This window comes from Stenotrophomonas sp. B2 (genome assembly GCF_014947095.1).
Taxonomy (GTDB): Bacteria; Pseudomonadota; Gammaproteobacteria; order Xanthomonadales; family Xanthomonadaceae; genus Stenotrophomonas; species Stenotrophomonas maltophilia_P.
The window spans coordinates 59761-82684 of the sequence record NZ_JADCQA010000009.1 but is presented as its reverse complement, the minus strand read 5'-3'; the positions used below and the strand labels follow the sequence as shown (position 1 = coordinate 82684).

Annotated in this window: 26 protein-coding genes, 2 tRNA genes and 1 other RNA gene; 9 read left to right on the top strand and 20 right to left on the bottom strand. The window is 67.6% G+C overall.

The features are described from left to right. Positions 1 to 87 precede the first annotated feature (87 nt). The 6 genes from fabG to IMX13_RS12275 all read right to left on the bottom strand — a co-directional run bounded on the left by fabG (position 88) and on the right by IMX13_RS12275 (position 4787). On the bottom strand, positions 88 to 831 hold the full coding sequence (gene fabG / locus IMX13_RS12300) for a 3-oxoacyl-ACP reductase FabG (RefSeq protein ID WP_053519099.1): 744 nt from the start codon (positions 829 to 831) through the stop codon (positions 88 to 90). Between the two features lie 82 nt (positions 832 to 913). Continuing rightward, positions 914 to 1858, bottom strand: coding sequence for an ACP S-malonyltransferase (gene fabD / locus IMX13_RS12295; protein ID WP_053519097.1), 945 nt, complete (start codon positions 1856 to 1858; stop codon positions 914 to 916). Positions 1859 to 2046: 188 nt separating this feature from the next. Further along, the gene (locus tag IMX13_RS12290) at positions 2047 to 2829 is read right to left on the bottom strand and encodes a serine/threonine protein phosphatase (protein WP_065182460.1); all 783 of its coding nucleotides are present in this window, start codon (positions 2827 to 2829) and stop codon (positions 2047 to 2049) included. Between the two features lie 75 nt (positions 2830 to 2904). After that, entirely contained in the window at positions 2905 to 3882 is a 978-nt protein-coding gene (locus IMX13_RS12285; protein ID WP_053519093.1) for a beta-ketoacyl-ACP synthase III, read from the bottom strand. Positions 3883 to 3975: 93 nt separating this feature from the next. Continuing rightward, positions 3976 to 4170 carry a 50S ribosomal protein L32 gene (gene rpmF / locus IMX13_RS12280; RefSeq protein ID WP_005408308.1) on the bottom strand — a complete coding sequence of 65 codons (195 nt, stop codon included), beginning with the start codon at positions 4168 to 4170 and terminating at the stop codon, positions 3976 to 3978. 107 nt (positions 4171 to 4277) lie between these two features. Further along, positions 4278 to 4787 (bottom strand): YceD family protein, encoded by a 510-nt coding sequence (locus tag IMX13_RS12275; protein WP_049404889.1) that lies wholly within the window; start codon positions 4785 to 4787, stop codon positions 4278 to 4280. Positions 4788 to 4900: 113 nt separating this feature from the next. Between IMX13_RS12275 and IMX13_RS12270 the strand changes: the two genes are divergently transcribed. Next, positions 4901 to 5470 carry a Maf family nucleotide pyrophosphatase gene (locus IMX13_RS12270; protein ID WP_193396444.1) on the top strand — a complete coding sequence of 190 codons (570 nt, stop codon included), beginning with the start codon at positions 4901 to 4903 and terminating at the stop codon, positions 5468 to 5470. Between the two features lie 17 nt (positions 5471 to 5487). Here the strand turns inward: IMX13_RS12270 and IMX13_RS12265 are convergent, their stop codons facing one another. Then, on the bottom strand, positions 5488 to 7329 hold the full coding sequence (locus IMX13_RS12265) for a glycosyltransferase family 39 protein (RefSeq protein WP_065175955.1): 1842 nt from the start codon (positions 7327 to 7329) through the stop codon (positions 5488 to 5490). A gap of 42 nt (positions 7330 to 7371) precedes the next feature. Between IMX13_RS12265 and IMX13_RS12260 the strand changes: the two genes are divergently transcribed. The 4 genes from IMX13_RS12260 to IMX13_RS12245 are packed head-to-tail and all read left to right on the top strand — an operon-like array spanning position 7372 to position 11735. Beyond that, a complete protein-coding gene (locus tag IMX13_RS12260) occupies positions 7372 to 8325 on the top strand; it encodes an AAA family ATPase (protein ID WP_111187157.1) in 954 nt (317 codons plus the stop codon). Between the two features lie 2 nt (positions 8326 to 8327). Then, complete coding sequence (locus IMX13_RS12255; protein ID WP_053519085.1) at positions 8328 to 9272, top strand: DUF58 domain-containing protein; 945 nt, start codon at positions 8328 to 8330, stop codon at positions 9270 to 9272. Continuing rightward, positions 9265 to 11214 carry a DUF3488 and transglutaminase-like domain-containing protein gene (locus IMX13_RS12250; protein ID WP_193396443.1) on the top strand — a complete coding sequence of 650 codons (1950 nt, stop codon included), beginning with the start codon at positions 9265 to 9267 and terminating at the stop codon, positions 11212 to 11214. The genes IMX13_RS12255 and IMX13_RS12250 overlap by 8 nt, the downstream gene beginning before the upstream one ends. Then, a complete protein-coding gene (locus tag IMX13_RS12245; protein WP_053519081.1) occupies positions 11211 to 11735 on the top strand; it encodes a Slp family lipoprotein in 525 nt (174 codons plus the stop codon). Before IMX13_RS12250 ends, IMX13_RS12245 begins: the two co-directional genes overlap by 4 nt. A 78-nt stretch (positions 11736 to 11813) precedes the next feature. On the opposite strand, the gene IMX13_RS12240 is transcribed toward IMX13_RS12245, so the two are convergent. The 4 genes from IMX13_RS12240 to dnaX all read right to left on the bottom strand — a co-directional run bounded on the left by IMX13_RS12240 (position 11814) and on the right by dnaX (position 15240). Further along, complete coding sequence (locus IMX13_RS12240; protein ID WP_053519079.1) at positions 11814 to 12173, bottom strand: histidine triad nucleotide-binding protein; 360 nt, start codon at positions 12171 to 12173, stop codon at positions 11814 to 11816. A 64-nt stretch (positions 12174 to 12237) separates the two neighbouring features. Next, the gene (gene recR / locus IMX13_RS12235; protein ID WP_053519077.1) at positions 12238 to 12837 is read right to left on the bottom strand and encodes a recombination mediator RecR; all 600 of its coding nucleotides are present in this window, start codon (positions 12835 to 12837) and stop codon (positions 12238 to 12240) included. A gap of 60 nt (positions 12838 to 12897) precedes the next feature. Further along, positions 12898 to 13218 (bottom strand): YbaB/EbfC family nucleoid-associated protein, encoded by a 321-nt coding sequence (locus IMX13_RS12230; protein ID WP_010483846.1) that lies wholly within the window; start codon positions 13216 to 13218, stop codon positions 12898 to 12900. Between the two features lie 6 nt (positions 13219 to 13224). Beyond that, on the bottom strand, positions 13225 to 15240 hold the full coding sequence (gene dnaX / locus IMX13_RS12225) for a DNA polymerase III subunit gamma/tau (RefSeq protein ID WP_053519075.1): 2016 nt from the start codon (positions 15238 to 15240) through the stop codon (positions 13225 to 13227). 132 nt (positions 15241 to 15372) lie between these two features. On the opposite strand from dnaX, the gene IMX13_RS12220 reads away from it, so the two are divergent. Further along, positions 15373 to 15465, top strand: a tRNA-Ser gene (locus IMX13_RS12220). A 272-nt stretch (positions 15466 to 15737) separates the two neighbouring features. Here IMX13_RS12220 and sugE read toward each other — a convergent pair. Next, entirely contained in the window at positions 15738 to 16055 is a 318-nt protein-coding gene (gene sugE / locus IMX13_RS12215; protein WP_053519073.1) for a quaternary ammonium compound efflux SMR transporter SugE, read from the bottom strand. Positions 16056 to 16355: 300 nt separating this feature from the next. Between sugE and ffs the strand changes: the two genes are divergently transcribed. Then, an RNA gene (gene ffs / locus IMX13_RS12210) (signal recognition particle sRNA small type) lies at positions 16356 to 16452 on the top strand. Between the two features lie 76 nt (positions 16453 to 16528). On the opposite strand, the gene IMX13_RS12205 is transcribed toward ffs, so the two are convergent. Genes IMX13_RS12205 through IMX13_RS12195 form a run of 3 tightly spaced genes read right to left on the bottom strand, consistent with a single transcriptional unit; the run spans position 16529 to position 18431 of the window. Beyond that, complete coding sequence (locus IMX13_RS12205; protein ID WP_053519070.1) at positions 16529 to 16918, bottom strand: nuclear transport factor 2 family protein; 390 nt, start codon at positions 16916 to 16918, stop codon at positions 16529 to 16531. Further along, on the bottom strand, positions 16915 to 17682 hold the full coding sequence (locus IMX13_RS12200; RefSeq protein WP_065175949.1) for an MBL fold metallo-hydrolase: 768 nt from the start codon (positions 17680 to 17682) through the stop codon (positions 16915 to 16917). Before IMX13_RS12200 ends, IMX13_RS12205 begins: the two co-directional genes overlap by 4 nt. Beyond that, a complete protein-coding gene (locus IMX13_RS12195) occupies positions 17682 to 18431 on the bottom strand; it encodes a 3-deoxy-D-manno-octulosonic acid kinase (RefSeq protein ID WP_053519066.1) in 750 nt (249 codons plus the stop codon). The genes IMX13_RS12200 and IMX13_RS12195 overlap by 1 nt, the downstream gene beginning before the upstream one ends. Positions 18432 to 18451: 20 nt before the next feature. Here IMX13_RS12195 and IMX13_RS12190 point away from each other — a divergent pair, with 20 nt between their 5' ends. Further along, complete coding sequence (locus IMX13_RS12190) at positions 18452 to 19498, top strand: glycosyltransferase family 9 protein (RefSeq protein ID WP_065182464.1); 1047 nt, start codon at positions 18452 to 18454, stop codon at positions 19496 to 19498. Positions 19499 to 19544: 46 nt separating this feature from the next. Here the strand turns inward: IMX13_RS12190 and IMX13_RS12185 are convergent, their stop codons facing one another. Next, entirely contained in the window at positions 19545 to 19949 is a 405-nt protein-coding gene (locus IMX13_RS12185; protein ID WP_053519062.1) for a DUF6165 family protein, read from the bottom strand. A gap of 134 nt (positions 19950 to 20083) precedes the next feature. Next, positions 20084 to 20174: transfer RNA gene (locus IMX13_RS12180), tRNA-Ser, on the bottom strand. Positions 20175 to 20336: 162 nt separating this feature from the next. Here IMX13_RS12180 and IMX13_RS12175 point away from each other — a divergent pair. Next, positions 20337 to 21041, top strand: coding sequence for a protein phosphatase 2C domain-containing protein (locus tag IMX13_RS12175; RefSeq protein ID WP_053519060.1), 705 nt, complete (start codon positions 20337 to 20339; stop codon positions 21039 to 21041). A gap of 35 nt (positions 21042 to 21076) precedes the next feature. On the opposite strand, the gene dnaQ is transcribed toward IMX13_RS12175, so the two are convergent. The 3 genes from dnaQ to IMX13_RS12160 are packed head-to-tail and all read right to left on the bottom strand — an operon-like array spanning position 21077 to position 22923. Beyond that, the gene (dnaQ, locus tag IMX13_RS12170; protein ID WP_053519058.1) at positions 21077 to 21808 is read right to left on the bottom strand and encodes a DNA polymerase III subunit epsilon; all 732 of its coding nucleotides are present in this window, start codon (positions 21806 to 21808) and stop codon (positions 21077 to 21079) included. Positions 21809 to 21812: 4 nt separating this feature from the next. Next, the gene (gene rnhA, locus IMX13_RS12165) at positions 21813 to 22265 is read right to left on the bottom strand and encodes a ribonuclease HI (RefSeq protein WP_053519056.1); all 453 of its coding nucleotides are present in this window, start codon (positions 22263 to 22265) and stop codon (positions 21813 to 21815) included. 13 nt (positions 22266 to 22278) lie between these two features. Beyond that, complete coding sequence (locus IMX13_RS12160) at positions 22279 to 22923, bottom strand: methyltransferase domain-containing protein (protein WP_164152163.1); 645 nt, start codon at positions 22921 to 22923, stop codon at positions 22279 to 22281. Position 22924 lies beyond the last annotated feature (1 nt).

Genomic DNA, 22924 nt, shown 5'->3' with positions numbered 1-22924 from the left:
TAGTGTAGTGGAAACCGGCGCGCCCTTGCATTGCAGCAAAAATCCACGCAGATCAACCACTTGCGGCGCAATCCGTGCGCCCCTTGCTTACGGCATGTACATGCCGCCGTTCACATGGAGGGTTTCGCCGGTGATGTAGCCGGCAGCCGGGCTGGCCAGGAAGGCCACCGCATGGGCGATGTCTTCCGGTGAACCCAGGCGTTCGAGGGCGATGTCGTTGATCAGCGCGGTGCGCGCTTCTTCCGGCAGTGCCTTGGTCATGTCGGTGTCGATGAAGCCCGGCGCGACCACGTTGACGGTGACGCCACGCGAGCCGATCTCCTTGGCCAGCGACTTGCTGAAGCCGATGATGCCGGCCTTGGCGGCCGCGTAGTTGGCCTGGCCGGCATTGCCGGTCACGCCCACCACCGAGGCGATGTTGATGATGCGGCCCTTGCGTGCCTTCATCATGCCGCGCATGACCGCCTTGCTGGTGCGGAACACGCTGGTCAGGTTGGTGTCGATGATCGAGGCCCAGTCATCGTCCTTCATGCGCATCAGCAGATTGTCGCGGGTGATGCCGGCGTTGTTGACCAGGATCGAGATCGGGCCGAATTCCTTGGCGATGCCATCCAGCACGCTGTCCAGTGCGGCGGCATCGGTGACGTTCAGCGCGCGGCCGTGACCACCGTGGGCCGCCAGGCGCTCGCCGATCGCCGCAGCGCCGGACTCGGTGGTGGCGGTGCCGATGACGGTGGCGCCCTGGGCGGCCAGCAGATCGGCAATGGCGGCACCGATGCCACGGCTGGCGCCGGTGACCAGTGCGATTTCACCCTGCAGGGGCTTGCTCATGATGGTTTCCTCAGACGGGGGCAGCCGCCCCACCCGCGCCGCGTGCAGCGGCCACTGGCAGGGTCGGCAGGAACAGGGGCGATCAGGCCGACCATGCCTCGCGGGCGCTTTCAAAGTCGCCCGGGGTGGCCAGCGAACGGCCGTCGATGGCCTTGTCGATGCGCTTGACCAGGCCGGTCAGCACCTTGCCCGGGCCACATTCGGCAACCTGGGTGATGCCACGGGCGGCCAGGGCCTGCACGCAACCGGTCCACTGCACCGGCTGGTACAGCTGCTGGACCAGCGCGGTGCGGATGGCATCCACGCCGTCGTGCACCTGGGCATCGACGTTCTGTACCACCGGCAGCTGCGGAGCCTGCCAGGACAGCCCGGCCATCACTTCGGCCAGACGGTTGGCGGCCTCGCGCATCAACGGGGTATGCGAGGGCACGCTGACGGCCAGCTTCACTGCCTTGCGCACGCCCTTTTCGGCCAGCAACGCCAGCGCGCGGTCGACTGCTGCCGCATCGCCACCGATCACGATCTGGCCGGGCGAGTTGAAGTTGGCCGGTACCACCACCTGGCTGCCCGCTGCTTCGGCGCAGACGTCCAGCACCAGCTGGTCTTCGGCGCCGAGCACGGCGGCCATGGCGCCCACGCCGGCCGGAGCCGCGTCCTGCATCAGCTGGCCGCGCAGGCGCACCAGGTGCGCACCGTCATGCAGGCTCAGCGCGCCAGCGGCGACCAGCGCCGTGTACTCGCCCAGGCTGTGGCCGGCCAGCACCGACGGGCGCGGACCACCCACGGCGTTCCAGGCGCGCCACACGCCGATGCTCGCCGCCAGCAGGGCCGGCTGCGTGTATTCGGTACGGTTGAGCATTTCCTCCGGGCCACCCTGGGACAGCGCCCACAGGTCGACGCCGGCACCATCGGATGCCTCGGTGAAGGCCTCACGCACCTGCGGGTGCAGCTCGGCCAGCTCGGCCACCATGCCCACAGACTGCGAGCCCTGGCCGGGGAAGACAAAAGCGAGGGTGGATACGGTCACGCGGTCATCCGCTTGTTGCAATCGAAGCGGGCCATGATAAGGGTGAATCCGCCGTGTCGTCTGTACGTGCGCGTATGCAGGGCGTATGGAGCGCGCCAGCAATGCCGGGCCGGCGAACGGTTGCGGCAGCGCCAAGCCATGCCCGGTGAACGGCTCCGGTAGCGCCGGGCCATGCCCGGCGGATGCAATCAGCAGAACAACTGCAGAATGTCCAGTTCGCCATCGGCAAAGAAGTCCATGCACAGCCCGACCACCATCAGCACCCCCATGGTGGTGGCGCCGTGCGCGATGAAGATCGAATGGGCCAGCGTGCGCGCCGAGCGTCCGAGCTTCATGCAGACCCGGGCCAGGCGCTGCAGGCGGCCGCTCACAGCGTGCACGTGCTCGCGTACCGGCGCCTGCACGGTGCCGATCGCCTCGGCCATCATCGCCTGTAGGCAGTCGGGCCGGTCGGCGTAGTACTTGGCCACGCCATAGCCGAACATCAGCCAGTCGCGCGCCTGGGCTTCGGCCAGATCCATCACTTCCAGCGGATCTTCCTCGAAGTCGATGAAACCGACCCGCTCACCATCCCAGGTGAGGTTGCGCGGCAGCGGCTGGCCGAAATAGGCGCCACGGCTGTGTGCTTCGGCAAGTGCCCGCATTGCGGCCATCACCAGCCGGTCCCGCCCGGCGTCGTCGGCCTCGCGCAGGCAGGTGTTGAACGAGCTGCCGTTGTCCCCGATCACCAGCGCGGCATGGCCGCTGCCGATCACGTCGGGCACGTTCACCCCTTGTGCCTGCAGTTCGCCCAGGCGGCGGGCCTCGACCTCGCGTGCGGCGTCTCCGCCCCGGTGCGGCGGCGGGCGCAGCGCGTCCAGCTGGAACCGGCGGGCGACGAAATTGAGCAGGCCCAGGGCCATGGCTCGGCTTCCCTTGCCGTACTGCTTCAGCCAGGCGCGCTGCCCGTCGATGACGATGGGCTCAACCATGACAGGACCTCCTTAAACGCGTTACGGCCCCGGAGGGCCGCAACGACAGACTTCACGTTGTCGTAACTTGCACTATCAATAGCGCAACAGGGCCGAACCCCACGTGAAGCCGCCACCAAAGGCTTCCAGCAGCAGCAGCTGACCGCGCTCGACGCGGCCCGAGCGGACCGCAGCGTCCAGCGCCAGCGGCACCGAGCCGGACGAGGTGTTGCCATGCTGGTCGACGGTGACCACGACCTGGTCCATCGACATTTCCAGCCGCTTGGCGGTGGCTTCGATGATGCGCAGGTTGGCCTGGTGCGGGATCAGCCAGTCCAGGTCCGACTTGTCCAGGCCATTGGCAGCCAGGGTCTCGTCCACGACCGAGTCCAGCGCCTTGACGGCGTACTTGAACACGTCGTTGCCCTTCATGTTGATGGTGCCGCCGCCATTGGCGCCGTCCTTGAAACCGGCCGAAACGCCAACCGGATTCCACAGCAGTTCCTTCTTGCTGCCATCAGAGTGCAGATGCGTGCTGAGGATGCCAGTTTCCTCGTCGGCCTTGAGCACGACGGCGCCAGCACCATCACCGAACAGCACGCAGGTGGTGCGGTCGTTCCAGTCGACGATGCGGGTCAGGGTTTCCGCGCCGATCACCAGCACGTGCCTGCAGTCGCCGGAACGGATGAACTTGTCGGCCACGCTCAGCGCGAACACGAAGCCCGAGCAGGCCGCGTTGACGTCGAAGGCGGGGCAACCGGCCACACCGAGCTTGGCCTGGATGAGGCACGCGGTGGACGGGAAAATCAGATCAGGCGTGGTCGTGCCGACCACGATCATGTCGAGCTGGGAAGCGTCGATGCCCGCCGCTTCAAGCGCACGCAGCGCAGCCTGGTAGCCGAGATCGCTGGTGGTCTCGCCTTCGGCCGCAATGTGCCGCTCACGAATACCGGTGCGCGTCTGGATCCACTCGTCCGAGGTTTCGACCATTTTTTCCAGGTCGGCGTTGGTCAGGACCTTTTCCGGCAAATAGCTGCCGGTGCCCGCGATCCTCGAGTAGATCCGCTTGCTCATCATGTTTCCTGTTGCGCGGGCCGCCGATCACCGGCACGCCCGGGGAAAGAAGGCAAAGGCCGCTGCCCGTCGGGCAGCGGCCTTCCCGGCACATCAATCTTCTTCGACGGCCGAGGTCTTGGTCTGGATGACCTTCTTGCCACGGTAGAAACCGTCGGCAGTGATGTGGTGACGCAGATGCACTTCACCGGTGGTCGGGTCGGTCGACAGCTGCTTGGCGCTCAGGGCGTCATGCGAACGACGCTGGCCGCGACGGGACGGGGTAACACGGGATTTCTGGACAGCCATGGGATTGCTCCAAACTCGGTTCGTTTTGCTTCGTCGTTTCGTCGCACAGGACGCCAGCGCCCAGCACACTTTTCGCTTTCGCCGCAGCCGCCGACGACAACCGGCTGCTATTGTTTCTTCAACGCCGCCAACGCCGCGAACGGGTTGGCCTTCTTCGTTTCTTCTTCGCTCGGTGCCCAGTCCTTGTCGACTGCTTCACCGTCGGGTGACAGCGGCACCACCGGCACCGCCAGCACCAGCTCGTCCTCGACCAGGTCCAGCGGACGCAGCTGGCCATCTTCCGGCACCAGCAACGCCTCGTATTCCTCCGGCAGGGACGATTCCTCGTCCTCGTCGCGGATCAGGCCAAGCCTCTGGGTCACCTTCACCGGCAACAGGAATCGCTGCATGCTGCGCTGACAGGTCAGCGGCAGCGCGGTGTCGATGGTCAGTTCCACATAGGATACCCGCAAGACGTCGTCGCGACCGAACTCAAGCGAGTACACGCACTCGCCGTCGGTATCTGCGACCAACCCCTGCAGGCGGGTCAATTCAGCCAGGGACACCTGACCGTCGAAGCGCCTTCGCGCTACAACCATCCGCCAGGCATCCAGCGTTTCGGGCACGTTCGCGGACATAAGCCGCTGAATACTAAGGATCCGGGCGGCGGCTGTCAAATGCCCGCCACATGAGGCTTGCCGCTGGCAGTCAGCCCGGGCCAGACTGCCGCACCCTGCCCCGGTATTGTTGCATGCCCCTGGTCCTGGCCTCCACCTCCCGTTACCGCCGCGAACTGCTGCAGCGGCTGGCCCTGCCGTTCGAGTGCGCGCGCCCGGAGGTGGATGAAACGCCGTTGAGCGGTGAAGCCCCGCTGGATCTGGCGGTACGCCTGGCCGCGGCCAAGGCGGCCGATGTGGCCGCCCGCCACCCGGGCGCCTGGGTGATCGGCTCGGACCAGGTCGCCGATCTGGAGGGGCGGCCGCTGGGCAAGCCAGGCACGGTCGATGCCGCCTGTGCGCAGTTGGCGGCCATGGCCGGACGCACCGTACGCTTCCACACCGCCCTCAATCTCACGCGGAACGGAGAATCTTTCGCAGCGCTGGATCTGACCGAAGTGCGCTTCCGTCATCTTGATGCCGCGGAAATCGCCCGTTATGTCGCTGCCGAGCAGCCCCTTGACTGTGCCGGCAGCTTCAAATGCGAAGGACTGGGCATCAGCCTGTTCGAAGCCATCGACAGCCGCGATCCCACTGCGCTGGTCGGCCTGCCCCTGATCGCTCTGTGCGGCCTGCTGCGCAGGGCCGGATTCCGGGTGCCCTGAGCCCCGGGGTAGCGCCTTCAGCGCTTCTCCACCACGAACGGCTGCTCCTGCCATGCTTCCACGCTGCCGTCGTGGCCGTACAGGCGCAGGCCCAGCCAGTGCTTGCCCGGTGCCAGCACGGAGGTATCGAGGCTGGCATCGAAGCCCACGGCCGGATGCTGCGGATCGGTGCTGTCCGGCCAGGCCGGGCGCAGGTCGAACTCGCGACCGTAGCGTGCATCGCCGATCGAACGGCCATCGACCAGCACCTCCACGCGCGCTAGGCCGACGCCGTCCTTGAAGGCCCAGCCCCGGATCGCCAGCGTGCCGGACACCTTCTCGCCATTGGACGGCGCATCCAGCCACGCCATCGCCGGCGTCACGCAGGGCCCCGGCGCGCGCTGCGCCGGCAGGCGGAACAGCAGGAAGCGCTGGAAGCCGTGGTCACTGCTGACAATCCGTGGTGCCGGCAGCGGCCCCACCTGTTCGCAGACCGCGTGATAGCGGTCCAGCAGCTCGCGGTACCGCTGGTCGCTGGGTGACAGCACCAGCAGCATGGGCGCGGTGCGCTCACCGGCATGCACCAGGTTCCACTGCGCCAGCTGCGCCGTGCGGCCATGCTTGTCGTTGAGCGGGTGCGGCAACACTTCGATATCGCCATCGCCCAGCTGGAAGCCCAGCTCGGCCCCCACCTTGAAGTTGCCGGCCAGGACACGCGTGCCTTCCGGCATCTGCTGCAGTTCCTCGCGGACCGCCGCGGCCAACGGCTCCCAGCCGGCGAAATTGCGCGGGTAGTACTTGCTGCCGGCCATCTGCTCGCGCAGTGCCGGCGTGGATGCCATCAGGTAGTAGCCGAACGCCAGCACCATGCCCAGCCCTGCCAGCCACCACCCTGTCCTGCGCAGCCAGCGCGGCCATCCATTGAGCACCACCGGTACCGCGACCAGCAGCGCCAGGTAGCCCGGCAGCGGCCAGTGGAAACTGATGCGCTCGACATCGGTGAAGAACCCCAGCAGGAAGATGCCCAGCGTCGATACGCCGCCCACCAGCCCGAAGTAGCGCCACTGCACGCGCGCACCACCACCGCTGCGCGTGCCGGCCAGCGCCACCTTCCACATCGCGATGCACAGGATGGGGGTGACCAGCATCGGCTGGATCACCAGGAACCACAGCCCACCCCACTCGAACGCCCAGGGATGGCGCTCGACCACCTGGAACTTCAGCCCGGCATCGTGGTTGTCCGCATTCCACGCCAGCAACGGCAACCAGGCCAGTACACCGATGGCCAGCGCGACCCAGACCCGCGGATCGGCCAGCATGCGCCGGCCCTGCGGCAACGCCAGCAACGCGATGAAGCCGACGCCGATCACGCCGATGAAGCGATAGTGGCTGAGCGCACCGATCAGCAGGCCCAACGCCAGCTTCATCGCCGATGATGCGTCCACGTTGTGCAGCAGGCGCGCACCCGCGTGCAGGCACAGCACGGCCGCCAGCGCCATGGGCACGTCCGGCACCGCCAGCAGCCCCAGCGTGGCCGACAGTGGCATCAGCAGAGTAAGGCTGCCTGCCTGCCAACCGGCCACGGCACCGAACCAGCGCGTGGCGATGCGCGAAACCAGCCACGGCAGCAACGCACCGATCGCCAGGAACGGCAGGCGCAGGGCCAGCACGTGATGACCGCCGATCTCCACGCCCAGCCGGGCCATCCACGCGGTCAGGCCCGGCAGATCGGAATAGGCCGCCGCCAGGTGCTGGCCTTCCTGCCAGTAGAACGCTTCATCGACGAACAGTGGCAGGCGCGCGGCCACCACCAGCTTGGCCGCTGTGACCAGCGTCCATAACCAGAGAAAAATCGTCCGTGCGCGCTGTTCGCCCTGCATTGCTCTATGGATAATCGAGGAGATTCCAGATCAGAGACGATCATGCCAGCTTCGTCCCCCAGTCCCAGCATGCTAACCGATCAACTGCGCCAGTCCCTGCGGGAGGCCCAGGATCAGGTCAACGCGCTGGTGCTGGGCAAGGTTCCGGAAGTGCGGCTCGCCTTCGTCGCTCTGCTGTCCGGTGGACATCTGCTGATCGAGGACCTGCCCGGCCTCGGCAAGACCACGCTGGCCCACGCGCTGGCCAGCAGTCTGGGCCTGGGCTTCCAGCGCGTGCAGTTCACCTCGGACCTGTTGCCGGCCGATGTGCTTGGCGTATCGGTGTATGAGGCAGGCAGCCGCCAGTTCCAGTTCCATCCCGGCCCGGTGTTCACCCATGTGCTGCTGGCCGATGAAATCAACCGCGCGCCACCACGCACGCAGAGCGCGCTGCTGGAGGCCATGGCCGAACAGCAGGTGACACTGGATGGACAGACGCATGCGCTGCCGGACCCCTTCTTCGTGATCGCCACCCAGAATCCGGTGGACCTGTCGGGCACGTTCCCCTTGCCCGACTCGCAGCTGGACCGTTTCCTGCTGCGGCTGGCGATGGGCTATCCCAGCCCGCAGGCCGAGCGCGAGCTGCTGCGCGGCACCGATCGCCGCGACCTGATCGCACGTGCGATGCCGAAACTGGACGAAGTGCAGGTGCGGGCATTGCGTGAGGCCGTAGGCCAGATCCACGCCAGCGACGCGCTGGTCGACTACGTGCAGGCCCTGCTGACACGCAGCCGCCAGCATGCAGGCGTGCGCGTAGGGCTGTCGCCTCGTGCCGGCCTGGCGCTGCTGCGTGCAGCCCGGGCGCATGCGCTGCTGCTCGGCCGCAGCCATGTCATTCCCGAAGACGTGCAGACGCTGTTCGTGGCGGTGGCGGGGCATCGACTGGTGGCCGAAGCCGAGTCCAGCTCCGGGCCTGCGCTGGCACGCGCGATCCTGCAGACCGTCACGGTGGACTGAGCGTGGCCTCGCGTTGGGCGCGGCTGCAGCTGCTGGCGCGCCCGCGCGCGCCGGAAGCGCTGCCGCAGCGGTTGAACCGCCACCGCATCTACGTGCTGCCGACGCGCTTCGGCCTGTTCGTCGCCACGCTGCTGTCGGCGATGCTGCTGGGTGCGCTGAACTACAACAACAACCCCGCGTTGCTGCTGGCGTTGCTGCTGGCGGCGGCGGCAATCGCCAGCGCCATTGCCGCGCACCTGCAGTTGTCGGGCGTGCAGATCGATGCGATCTCCGCCGAGCCGGTGCCTGCCGGCCAGCCGCTGCGGCTGCGCGTGGACCTGTCGCTGCGTGATCCGCGGCCACGACAGGGGCTGCACCTGCAACTGGGCGACAGCCAGGCCTGGACCTCGCTGCCGGCACAGGGGCGCGGCGAAGTGGAGCTGGACGTCCCCAGCGAACGTCGCGGCTGGCGGGAGCTGTCGCGCATCCGCCTGTCCACCACGCAACCGTTGGGCCTGGTCCGTGCGTGGTCGTGGGTGTGGCCGGAACAGCCATTGCTGGTGTATCCCCTGGCCGAAGCGTTGGCCCCCGCGCTGCCGGAGCGCGGCAACGATCCATTGCACACCCGCGCCCACGCCAGCGGCGAAGAGCTGCACCAGCTGCGCCCCTACCGCGCCGGAGACGCGCCACGCAGCATTGCCTGGAAGCACTCCGCGCGCCGCGACAGCCTGCTGGTCCGTGAGTACGAAAAGCCGGTCGGCATCGAGGTCGTGCTGGACTGGCACACGCTGGCGCCACTGCCGACCGAAGCGCGCATCGCACGCCTGGCGCGCTGGATCGACATGGCCGAACGCGGAGGTCGCCGCTACACCCTGCTGCTGCCCTCGCATCCGCCACTGGGGCCGGGACAGGGCGCCAGCCATCACCATCTCTGCCTGCGCGCGCTGGCGCTGATGCCGCATGACTGACGCCGCGCCCACGCTCGACCGCAACGCCCTCACCTGGACCCTGGCCAGCGCTGCGCTTGCGCTGCTGCCGTTGCTGCTGCAGTTGCCGCCGATGCTGGCCACGGTGATCGCGCTGGCTGCGCTGCTGACGGCCGCGCTGTCGTGGCGACGCGTGTTGCCGATGCCGGTGCGCCTGCTGCTCGTGCTGGGCATGCTGGCCGCCATCGTCTGGCAGATGGGCCTGGTCCGTCCCGGACGCGATACCGGCTGCGCACTGCTCGCCGCGATGCTTGCAATCAAGTCCAGCGAGCTGCGCAGCCTGCGCGATGCACGCAGCCTGCTGGGCTTTGCGCTGTTCTCGCCATTCGCCGCCTTCCTGCTGGACCAGGGCCCGCTGACCACGCTGCTGGCGGCGCTGGCCGGCCTTTGTGCACTGCTGGCCCTGCAGCGCCTGGCACAGGGCGAGGGCCACGCCGACGCCTTGCCGTTGCGCGGCCAGCTGAAGGGCGTCGGCCGGCTGCTGGCGCTGGGCCTGCCACTGGCGCTGGCGTCGTTCTGGCTGTTTCCGCGTCTGTCCACGCCGCTGTGGGGCGTACCCGAACGCGCGGTCAGTACGCCGGGCCTGTCCGACAGCATGGAGCCGGGGCAGTGGCTGGACCTGATGGCCGACGACACACCTGCGCTGCGGGTGCAGTTCTTCGGCGCCGTACCCGATCCGGACCAGCGCTACTGGCGAGGACCGGTGTTGACCGACTTCGATGGCCGACGCTGGACCCGTGACCGTGCCCGCACGCAGCGCCCACCCGCGATCGTCGATGCCGGTGCGCGCGGCTGGGACTACCAGATCGACTACGAGCCGACCGACCGCCGCCAGCTGGTGGCACTGGATCTGCCCACCCGTGCGCCGGAAGGCAGCACGCTGGATGCGGACATGAGCCTGCTCAGCGACCGCACGCTGTCGGCGCTGAGCCGGTGGCGCCTGCACTCGGCGCCGCCGCAGCACTTCGACAGCGCGCTCCCCCCCTACCTGCGACGCGCAGCGCTGCAGTTGCCGGCCGGCTTCAATCCACGCACCGCCACCCTCGCCCGGCAGTGGCGGCAGGAGGCGGGCAGCAACGATGAGGCCGTGGTACGTCGCGCCCTGCAGTGGATCACCACCGATTTCTCCTACACGCTGGACACGCCCGTGGCCGGCCGCGACCCCATCGATGAATTCCTGTTCGGCTACAAGGCAGGCTTCTGCGAGCACTTCAGCTCGGCCTTCGTGGTGCTGATGCGCAACGCAGGCATTCCGGCCCGCGTGGTGACCGGCTTCGCCGGCGGCACGCGCAACCGGGTGGGCGACTACTGGGTTGTGCGGCGGATGGATGCCCACGCCTGGGCCGAGGTCTGGCTGCCGCAACGGGGCTGGGTGCGGGTCGATCCAACGGCGGCCGTCGCCCCAGAACGCATCCTGGATACCCTCGACGATCGCCTGCTGGCAGACGCCGGCAATCCGCTGCAGCAGCGCTGGCTGCAGCTGGGTCAGATGGGCGACTGGCTGCGCCGTGGCTGGAACGACCTGGTGCTGTCCTTCGATGCGCGCCGCCAGCAGCAGCTGTTCAAGCCCCTGGGCCTGGACGACATCAAGCCGGGACAGTTGCTGTCAGGCTTCGTGATGGCCGCGTTGGCAGCCGTGCTGTGGATGGCATGGCTGCTGGCCCGGGGCGAGCGCGAACGCGACCCGCTGCTGCGCGCCTGGCACCGCCTGGGCCGGCGCTACGCCCGGCTCGGCCTGGCCCGCGAACCGCACGAGCCGGCACTGCTCTGGGCCCGTCGCGTCCATGCATGCCGGCCCGATCCGGCCCTGCTGGCACTCAGCCAGCGTTTCGCCGACGCGCGCTACGCTGGAACTTGCACCGACCTCGCTTCATTATTGCGGGACCTGCGCAGGCATCGCCCGACTTCCGGAGCCTCCCCATGAACACCAAGTTCCTTCTCACCGCTGTGGCCACGCTGGCCCTGTCGGCCTGCGCCACGGCCCCAAAGCCGCTGCAGGGACAGTTCAGCATGGTCTCCCCGCGCGATTCAGTCGCCACCCAGCAGGTCGGCACGCCCGTGCGCTGGGGCGGCCGCATCATCGAAACCAAGCCCGGCCAGGGCGAGACCTGCTTCCAGATGATCTCGCGCCCGCTCAACGCCTCCGGCCGCCCGAACACCACCTCGTCCGATGCCAGCGACGGCCGCTTCATCGCCTGCCGCTCCGGCTTCTACGATCCGGCGGTGTTTGAGCCCGGCCGTGACGTGACCTTCATCGGCAAGATCGATGGCTACCAGAACACCCGCATCGGCGAGTACGACTATCGCCTGCCGAAGCTGTCGGCCGATGTGATCTACCTGTGGCCGGAGCAGCGACAGGTCGACGTCGTGCCCTACCCCTATGGCCCCTGGGGCCCGGGCCCGTATGGCCCGTACTGGGGCTACGGCCGCTGGGGCTGGTGGTAACCCCCCTCCGGTACGCATGACGCAGAAGGCCGCCCACCGGGCGGCCTTCTGCTTGCACGGCATCGCGCCGGCGGGCGCTTACTTCCCGGGCGCGCCGAAATGGCCCAGCGGCGCGCCGGCCAGCAGATGCATGTGGATGTGGAACACGGTCTGCCCCGCATCCTCACGGCAGTTCATCACGATGCGGTAGCCCTGCTCGGCAAAGCCCTCGCGGCGCGCATAGTCGGCCGCCGCCAGGGCCAGCTTGCCGATCAGGTGCGCCTGCGAAGGCTGCAGGTCGTCCAGGGTCGGAATGATTTCATTCTTCGGAATGAACAGCACGTGCACCGGCGCCTGCGGCGCGATGTCCTTGAAGCCCAGCACGTCTTCGTCTTCATAGACGATGGTGGCCGGAATCTCGCGACGGATGATCCTGCTGAAAAGGGTTTCGTTGCTCATGGTCGGCCTCGGTGAAATGTCGCCTGCATTGTAGGCAACCCCCGCCCTTCAAAGGGCCAGGCCGTCAATCGCGGAATTCGCTGCGGGTGCCGAACGCGTGCGACAGCGTGCCGCGATCCACGTATTCCAGTTCGCCCCCCAGCGGCAGCCCCTGCGCCAACCGGCTCGGCCGGACCTGGCGGGCCCGCGCCAGCTGCGCCAGATAATGCGCGGTGGCCTCTCCCTCGACGGTGGCGCTGGTGGCGATGATCAGCTCCTGCACTTCGCCTTCGCCAAGGCGCTGCTCCAGCTGCTCCAGGCCCAGGTCGCGCGGACCGATGCCGTCGAGCGGCGACAGACGCCCCTGCAGCACGAAGTAGACACCCCGGAAGCCGGTGGCATTCTCGATGGCAAGGCGGTCGGCGGGCGATTCCACCACGCACAGCTGGCTGCGCTCGCGGCTGCCGTTGGCGCAGGTCGGGCACAGTTCGGTTTCACTGAAATCGCGGCACTGCGCGCAGTGGCCGATGCGCTCTACGGCCAGCGCCAACACCTCGGCCAGGCGCTGGCCGCCGTCGCGTTCGCGTTCCAGCAGGTGGTAGGCCATGCGCTGCGCGGTCTTCTGGCCCACGCCAGGCAGCACCCGCAGCGCATCGATCAATTGTTCAAGCAGGGGTGCGGACACGGCAGCTTCTGGCTTTATGGGTGTGCGCGGCACCCGTCAACGCGGGCACCGCGCTGACGATCAGAACGGCAGCTTCATGCCCGGCGGAAGCTGCATGCCGGCGGTAGCCGAGCCCATCTTCGACTTCGATTCGGCATCGATCTTGTTGGAGGCATCGTTGAACGCCGCGGCGATCAGGTCTTCCAGCATCTCCGGGTCACTGGCCAGAGACGGGTCGATGCGCACCTTGCGGCACTCCTTGGCACCGGTCAGCGTCACGCTGACCATGCCACCGCCGGCACTGCCGGTCACTTCGATCCTGGCGATTTCTTCCTGGGCCTTCTGCAGGTTCTCCTGCATCTTCTGGGCCTGCTGCATCAGTTGGGCGATGTTGCCGCGCATAGTGTCTTACTCGTCAAAAGAACGGATGGAATCGGAAACGACCCGGGCGCCGTGTTGCTGGATCAGCACCTGCACTTCCGGATCGTCCATGAAAACAGCCTCTGCCACCTGTTGCCGCTCGCCGCGCTGGCGATCGGCGCGCTGGTGCAGGGTCTCGGCCGGAACGTGTTCGGTTTCCACGGTCTCGACCACGATCTTCAGCGCGTGCCCCAAGGCCTTTTCCAGCATTTCGCCAAGAGCGGCCAGCGCGCGTTCCGAGCGCAGGTATTCAAATCCGGGCGAAAGCCCCAGTTTCAAGGTCCCCTGCCGGCAGGAGATGAAGGCGGCATTGGCCGCAAGCTGCCGTGAAGGCCCGCTCAGGCCGCTGTTGGCGACCAGGTCCAGCCAGTCTTCCGCTGTCGCCAGCTCGCCGATGTCAGCCCGCGCGCCCGTCTCCGCCGACGCGACGGGCGCAGGTGGAGCGATGACGATGCCCTCGGAACGGAACGGACGCTCGGGCGCGGCTGATGCAGCGACCGGAGGCGACGGCTCATGCCAGGGCGCGACCATGGCCGCGTCCGGCGTGGCGACATCCGCAGCCAGTGCCTGGTCGCGGGCCTCGGCCTCATCCGTGGCCCACGGCGGAAGATCATCGACGGCCACCGGCACCGGGATGCCGTCGGCCTTGACCGGCGGCGGCGACACCGGTTCTTCGACCGGAACCGGCTTCGGCTCAGGCGCCGGATCAGGTTCGGGTTCGGGCGCCGGCTCTGGCTCCGGGTCGGGTTCGCGGGGGGCGGCCTGCGCAGGCACGCGGGCCGGGATCGCGGCAGCGGCGGCCACCGGGGCCGTTTCCTGGCTGCCAGCACCCGCCCCACCACCGGGCATCGCCCCCCCGGCGGCACCGCCGGCGGCATCCACCGAACGCGGCACCGGCGGCACCGACGCTGCCGGGCGGAACGCCAGCATGCGCAGCACGGCCATTTCAAAGCCCGCGCGCGGGCTCGGCGCCAGCGACAGGTCGCGACGGCCGTTCAGGGCCATCTGATACCAGAGCTGCACCACCTCCGGACGCAGCCGCCCGGCGAACGCTGCCGCGTCCAGGCCTTCAGCCGCGGCGGCAACACCCGGTACCAGCTGCTGCACCTGGATGCGATGCAGGCCTTCGGCCAAGGCCTCCAGCACGCCACTCCAGTCGGGCGAGAATTCCGCCAGTGCCGCCACCACCTGCAACAGGCGCGACCCGTCACCTTCGGCGAGGGCATCGAGCATCGCTGCCACCTGGGTGCGATCGACGGTCCCCAGCATGGTGCGCACCACATCGTCGCGCAGCGCACCACCGGCGTAGGCGATGGCCTGGTCCAGCAGCGACAGACCGTCGCGCAAACTGCCGTCGGCGGCCTTGGCCAGCTGCACGATGGCACTGCCGTCGGCTTCGATTTCCTCGGCCGCCAGGATGCGGGTCATCTGGCCCTGGATCTGGTCCTCATCCAGGCGCTTGAGGTTGAACTGCAGGCAGCGGCTGAGCACGGTGACCGGCAGCTTCTGCGGATCGGTGGTGGCCAGCAGGAACTTGACGTGCTCCGGCGGCTCTTCCAGCGTCTTCAGCAGCGCGTTGAACGCCGCCTTCGAGAGCATGTGCACTTCGTCGATCAGGTAGACCTTGTACTTGCCGCGCGAGGGCATGTACTGCGCGTTCTCGATCACCTCGCGGACGTCATCCACGCCGGTGTTGGACGCGGCGTCGATCTCCAGCAGGTCGATGTAACGACCGGCATCGATGTCCAGGCAGGCCGGGCACTGGCCGCACGGATCGGCACTGGTGCCCTGCTCGCAGTTCAGCGACTTGGCGAAGATGCGCGCGATGGTGGTCTTGCCCACACCGCGGGTACCGGTGAACAGGAACGCGTGGTGGACCCGGCCACTGTCCAGCGCGTTGCTGAGCGCACGGACCACGTGTTCCTGGCCCACCAGCTCTGCAAAACGCTTCGGACGCCACTTGCGCGCAAGGACGAGATAGGACATCAGGCCACCGTCTTCCATCGGATGCTCCATTGTGCCACGCCTGTCCATCCCCCTCCGCCTGCGACGCGCCCTGAATGGGTGCTTGTGTCCTGCCGCGCCGCCCGCTAGAATCTGCGCCCCTGCTGAGGCGTTTGCCGATGGCAGGGATCCGGAGAGGTGTCCGAGTGGTTGAAGGAGCACGCCTGGAAAGTGTGTAAGCGTCTAAACCGCGCTTCGGGGGTTCGAATCCCCCTCTCTCCGCCAGATGAATGAAAAAGCCGCCCAACGGGCGGCTTTTTTATTTGTCTGGTGGAGAGCATCGGGGTGAGAAGCCTCGCCGGGGTTCGACGGATCTGCAGGAGCAGATCCGGACCGCCGAAGGCGGGTCCCGAACCGCAGCGCGCGCAGGGATCGGGTGCAGGGATGCACCCGACAATCCCCCTCTCTCCGCCAGATGAATAAAAAAGCCGCCCATCGGGCGGCTTTTTTATTTGTCTGGCAGCCAGAGTCGGTTGTCCAGCAAACTCCGCCCAGCCTCAACTGCTGGACAGCTTCATCAGCACCAGCCCCGACACGATCAACACCGCCGCGCCGATCCGCATCGGGCTGACCTGTTCACCCAGGAACACGATGCCGACCACGAAGGCACCGACCGCGCCGATGCCGGTCCAGATCGTGTAAGCCGTTCCCAGCGGCAAGCTGCGCATGGCCACGGCCAGCAGCCAGAAACTGGCGATCATGCCGGCGAGAGTAACCAGGGTGGGAGTGAGCCTGGTGAAGCCTTCCGATTGCTTCATCGACACGGCCCAGACGATTTCCAGCAGGCCAGCGAACAACAGATAGATCCAGGCCATAACGGCCCTCCTCTTGGCAGGGCCAGGCCGTCCTGGTCATTGATTCCCGATGCGGGGGAGGTCGTTCCTCCTGGCCCGGGATTCTAGCAACGCCCGCGCCGCCCGGCCGCGAATACGCGCCGCGGGTTACAGCAGATTCAGCGCATGGCGCTGGCGTCGATACGCATGCCTGCGCTAGAATGCGCGCCTGCCATCGGCCAGCCGATGTGCAGTCCGGCTGTGGTCTCCGGCGCACCCTGCGCTGCTTCCCCTGATCCGTGAACAGGCCGCCTCCGGGCGGCCAACGTCTCTATGGTGGCCCCGTCGGCCCCTCGCGACGCTAGGTCGAAAACCCCGCCAGGGCCGGAAGGCAGCAACGGTATCGATCGACGCGGGCGCCGAGGTCAGCCGGCGGGGCCATCGCCTTTCTGGCAGTGCCGCGCTCTGGTAAGAGGTCAACCCTGGTTGGCCCCCTCGCCGGGCGTGGCCCGGCGCTACCGTGCTTCGGGCGTCCCTTGATGGAATACCACCCGCCATCCCTGCCCATGCCTGCGCCACAACGAACTGCGCAGCACCCAGCGTTGCGGCTGGCCATCCAGGTGGTAGCGGCTGCGATAACGCACCTGGGCCAGGTCTGGTGCCAGCAACGAGACCGCGTACTGCTCCGATTCGATCTGCACCTGCGCCCGCTCCAGCGGAATCTCCGCCAGCGCAGCCGCACGGCCATAGCACTGGCCGGAGCTGCCGATCTCGCTGAAATCCTCATCCAGCAGTTCCGACAGCCGCGCGCGATCACCGCGCACCTGCGGGGTGTGCAGCGCGCGTTCCAGATGTTCCAGCTCGGCCGCCAGCGCCGCGTCGGCAGGCTGGCCAGAGGTATTCACGGCGGATCCTGCGCCAGCACGTGCGGCGCGGTCGGGGTCGCCAGCGGCACGCACTGGCCCGGCTGTGCCACGCGGTGTCCGCGCGCGGCCAGCGCAGCACCATCGGCCACGCTGGCGTAGTGGTACAGCATCATCCGCGCCTGCAGCTCAGCGCTGTACTCGCGCTCCAGATCATCGACCCCGGTATGCGATGGATTGCCGTGCAGGCCGCAGTCGTGGGCGATCAGCTCGTTGTCACTGGCGTACCGCGCCAGCATCTCCGGGATCGGCCGGGTATCACCGCTCCAGGTCAGCGCGCCCTGCAGGCGCAACCCATAGGCGGTCTCCGGCCAGTGGTGGCGTGCCGGGAATACTTCCAGGCGCACGCCTTCATGCCAGAACGCGTCGCCGACCACGACCAACTGGAACGCATCCCAGAAATTGGCACCGCCCTCGGCCAGCACATTGGGGTAATCGCCGATGCGCCTGTGCAGCAGCGGCACCACGGTGGCCGGCACATACAGGCGCACCTTCCCACGCCGCTGCGCGTTGAAGTAGGTATCCACGAACAGCCGCTCGAAACCGGCCACATGGTCCAGGTGGACATGCGTGATGAACAGCGCCTGCGGCATGTGGCCGTAGTGCGCCTTGAAGGCGGTCAGGCCTTCCCCGCCACAGTCGATCGTCAACCACGGCCGACCTTCGCGCTCGATCACCGACATCGGTGATCCCAACTCGACCGCCGACGCATTGCCGACGCCGAGGAAACGCAACGACCAGTCCATCAGGTGCCCCGGTTCCAGGCCATGTCATAGGCGCGGCGCAGCCGCGCGTAGTCCTTCTGCACGTCCTCTACGCTGCGCTCGCCGCGCAGCTTGATCAACGAGCGCAGCAGGCGCTTGAGGTTGCGCTCCCGCCAGGCGGTGGCCGGAATGCGGATGACGCCACGATCGAAGTCGATCAGCCAGCCATGGCCGTTGCTGTCGAACAGGATGTTGTGCGCGTTGAGGTCGGCATGGTCCAGGCCGGCACGGTGGAAGCGGGCGATCAGCCGACCGGTCTCTTCCCACGGCGCGCCACGTCCGGCAACCAGCGCGCGGTCGGCCAGCGAACGCACCCCTTCGATCCGTTCCATCAGGATCGCCGCCCGGTAGCGCATGCCCTGCCGCATGTAGAAAGCCGCCACCGGCCGGGGAACCGGCAGCTTCAGCGCGCGCAGGGCCCGCATCAGCCGGAACTCGGCAAAACTGCGGGTCCGGTCGGCGCCCCGCCACAGGTACTGGTCGTGGCTGATCCTGGCCACCAGGCCACCGCGCAGATAGTGGCGCAGCACGCTGGGGCCGAACGGCGCGTCGACGAACCAGGCGCTGCCACGTCCCCCTTCGCCCACCGGCCGGGCCCGGCTGCCCCAGTGCTGGGGAGAGAACAGGCCGATGTCGGCTTGCCGCAGGCGCTCGCGGTCGAACAGAATGGCCCCGATGCCGCGACCCTCGCGGCATGGCGTCAGCGCTTCATTGGCGTCGAATGCGACCATTTCTTTGAGTCTAACAACACATGGCATCAGCGTCCTCATCCTTGTGCCTTCTGCGCCTGTCCGCACTTGGCGATGTCACCCACGTGGTGCCCCTGGTGCGTACGCTGCAGGCCGCACGCCCGGACACGCCGATCCACTGGATCATCGACAAGGCCGGGCAGAAGCTGCTCGAGGGTCTGCCGGGCGTGACCTTCCATGCCTACGACAAGAAGAGCGGCATGGCCGGCGTCAAGGAGCTGCGCAAGCAGCTGCCACCGGGGCGCTTCGAGGCGCTGCTGCAGATGCAGGTGGCCTTCCGCGCGAACCTGCTGTCGGCGTTCATCCCGGCCGAACGCCGCATCGGATACGACCGCAGCCGCTCGAAGGACCTGCATGGGTTGTTCATCAACGAACGCATTCCGGACCGCCCCGGCATCCACGTGCTGGATGCGATCGGCAGCTTCTGCGAGCCGCTGGGCCTGCGCCAGACAGAGGTGAGCTGGGACCTGGCCGTGCCGCCGTCCGCCTTCGAGTGGGCTGCGGCGCAGTGGCAGGACGATGGCCGGCCGGTACTGATGATTTCGCCCTGCTCCAGCCACGTCCGCCGCAACTGGTACGCCGACCGTTACGCGGCCGTCGCCAACCATGCCACGCAGCGCGGCTGGCAGGTGGTGCTGTGCGGTGGGCGCAGTGAACTGGAACGCAGCATGGCCGACGCGATCCAGGCCCAGCTGCACACGCCGGCACTGGACCTGGTCGGCAAGGACACGCTCAAGCAGCTGCCTGCGCTGCTGGCACGCGCCAATCTGGTAATGACACCCGATTCGGGACCGATGCATATCGCCAATGCCATGGGAGCGAAGGTGCTGGGCCTGCACGCGGCCAGCAACCCGCACCGCAGCGGCCCGTATTCGGATCGCCGCTATTGCGTGGACCGCTATGACGACGCCGCACGCAAGTATCTCGGCAAGCAGGCCGCCGACCTCAAGTGGGGCACCAAGATCGAGTTCGATGATGTGATGGAACTGATCACGGTCGAGGACGGCATCGCCGCCTTCGAACGTTACGTGACCGACCACCTCACCTGAGTCGATGGATCATCGGTAGCGCCGGGCCACGCCCGGCGGATCCACCTCACCCGCGCTGTGCGTAATCCTGGTACGACTTCTCTTCCACGTAGGCAGAGCCCAGTGCCAGGTTGATCGCCTTCTTGATGCGCGCACGCTCGTCGTTGCGCAGATACACACTGCGTGCAAGGTCGATGAAGCCCTGGTCGAACGCCTGCGCCTTCTCCTTCAGGCGGATGTCGTCCTCGATGTCCCACAACTGCTCGTTGACGGCCTTGAGTTCACCGCGCAGCTTGGCGATGTCCTTGACCGCGGCCGGGTGCGCCATCCAGGTCTGCTCCAGCGCCGACAGCTCCTTGCGCACGTTGGCCAGCTTGCCCTCGTCGCTGATCCGCTCGGACTTGATCTGCAGGATCGAAATCTTGTCGAGCAGTTCGCCAAAGGACACGGGAACGAGGATTTCAGCAGTCATGGGGGAGCTCCAGCAGGTGATGCGTACATGTTAACCCGCAGCACCCCGAGGGGAGATCCATTGCCGCCCCGCAACGCGCGCGGCCAGCCGGACAACGAAAAAAGCCGCCCGGGGGGGCGGCCTTCTTCTTCATCTGGCGGAGAGGGGGGGATTCGAACCCCCGAGGCGCTATAAACGCCTGCCTGATTTCGAGTCAGGTACATTCAACCACTCTGCCACCTCTCCGGGTGGTCCCCGGCGAACCGGGGACGCGCATCATACGAGGAAGTGAGGCTGCCGACAAGTCTCCGGGGCCCTGCGGCGCAATTTTCCTGCCGCCATGCCTTGCCGGATGCCGGTCACGCCGTGATGATGCCCTCTCCCCCGCGCTACTCCGCCCCGCACACCATGATCGAATTCGGACATCTCACCCATCCCGGCCTGCGCCGCGAGCTCAACGAGGACACCTATTACGGTGACAGCGAGCTGGGCGTGTGGCTGGTGGCCGATGGCATGGGCGGGCACGCCTGCGGCGAGGTCGCCAGCGCGCTGGCGCGCGAAGCCATCGTCCGCGAGATCCGCCGCGGCGCGTCGCTGGAGCAGGCCATCCGCACGGCCGACGAAGAGATCATCCGCGCTTCGCGGCGACGCAACGATACGCTGCCGATGGGCACCACCGTGGTCGCCGCGCGCGTGCAGGGCAATCGCTACGAAGTGGCCTGGGTCGGTGACAGCCGGGCCTACCTGTGGCGCGACGGCCAGCTGGCCCAGCTCAGCCAGGATCACAGCGTGGTGCAGGAACTGGTCACGCAGGGCAACCTGACCGCGGAGCAGGCGCGCGCGCATCCGCACCGCAATGTGGTCACCCAGGCGCTGGGCGTGACCGATCCGGCGCACCTGAACGTGGCCACCACCCGTGGCGAACTTCGTCCCGGCATGCAGCTGCTGCTGTGCAGCGATGGCCTGACCGAGGAAGTCGATGATCGTGGCATCGCCCGCACGCTGGCCTTCGACGACGCCAGCGCACAGGAATGCGTGGATACGCTCGTCGCCGCCGCGCTTGATGGCGGCGGCCGCGACAACATCAGCGTGATCCTGGTCCGCTGCCACTGAGCCAGCGGACCGCAGGCGCGCTCTGCGCCGAGGGTCTACGCGCTGGCGGGCTCTTCCACCTTCGGGCCGTCCCACAGCGCATGACCGGCCTTCTTGCGCAGGCGTTCCAGTCGCGCGGCGTGCGCTTCACGTTCCGATGCGGTGGCGACCACGCGCGGACGCGGCAGCAGCTTGGCAGCATCGAACGCCTGCAGCACCGCGCCACCCGCGCCGGCCTCGTCCTCGCCCAGACCGAAGCCGATCTCTTCCTGCCCTGACGTCAGCGCGATGTAGACATCGCCCAGGATCTGCGCATCGAGCAGGCCGCCGTGCAGTGCACGGTGCGAATTGTCCACGCCCAGCCGCTTGCACAGCGCATCCAGCGAGTTGCGCTGGCCCGGGAAACGCTCGCGCGCCATCGCCAGGGTGTCGATCACGGTGCAGCGATCGGTGATCTTCCCGTACTGCGGCCCCAGCAGGGACAACTCGTTGTCGAGGAAGCCCAGGTCGAATGCCGCGTTGTGGATGATCAGCTCGGCGCCGTCGATGAACGCCAGGAACTCGTCGGCGATCTGCGCGAACTCGGGCTTGTCGGCCAGGAAGTCCAGGGTCAGGCCGGTGACTTCCTGCGCGCCCTGTTCGAACTCACAGTCCGGCTTGATGTACTGGTGATAGTTGTTGCCGGTGGGGCGACGCTTGAACAGCTCCACGCAGCCGATTTCGACGATGCGGTTGCCCTTCTTCCACTCCAGGCCGGTGGTTTCGGTATCGAGGATGATCTGACGCATGGGCTCAGTTTACCGGGCTGGCATCGCGGATCTGGATGGCGGCATTGCGCGCCAGCGTATCGACGCGTTCATTGTCCGGATCGCCGGAATGCCCCTTCACCCAGCGCCAGTCGATCTGGTGCCGCAGCGTGGCCGCATGCAGCCGCTCCCACAGCTCGCGGTTCTTCACCGGATCACCGCCGGCGGTCTTCCAGTTCTTGCGGATCCAGCCCGGCATCCATTGGGTCAGGCCCTGCCGCACATACTGGGAGTCGGTGAACAGCACGATGTTGCAGGGCTCGGTCAGCGCCTCCAGGCCGGAAATGGCCGCCATCAGTTCCATCCGGTTGTTGGTGGTATGCGCTTCGCCGCCGCTCAGTTCACGCTCGTGGTCCTTGTAGCGCAGCAACGCGGCCCAGCCGCCGGGACCGGGATTGCCGAGGCAGGATCCGTCGGTATGGATTTCGATGGTTTTCAATACAGCTCCAGAATCAGGTAGCAACGGTGCCATGCCAGCGCACCGGCAGCGGTGTCGGCCCGGGCAGGGCCAACGTACGTTTTTCGGCATGGAACAGGCAGGCCGCGCGCAGCGGGGCCCAACCCCCGCGGCCACGACTGCCGGCGCCCTGCCAGAGCGGGCCCAGGTAGCGCATGTCGTCGCAGTCCAGCCCGTGACGACCCAGCAGCTGGCGGATCCGCTGCGGCGTACGCACCGTCAGGCCATGCTGGCGCCAGTGGGTGCGGAACGGACTGAACGGATTAAGGCTGCTCAACCACAGATGGCCGCCGGGCATCAGCACCCGCTCGCACTCGTCAAGCAGCTGGTCGGCATCAGCGGCCGTCACGTGCTGCAGCACGATGGCATTGACGCTTTCGGTGGCCAGCGGCAGCGGCAGACCGCAGCACGCATCGCCGGCATAGCGGCCGCCATTGCGGTACAGGCGCAGGCCGCGCCCGCCCGGCTGCGCATCATCCAGCCAGGCAGCGCTCGGCGCGATCCACATCCAGGGCTGTGCGGGCAGCACCGACAGCTGTGGCAACAGCAGTTGCCGCTCCAGCACGCGCAGGGCCGCCGCCGGCTCGCTGTCGAACCACGGGGCCAGGCTCGCTTGACGGGTGCTCTGCAGCGCGGGCATG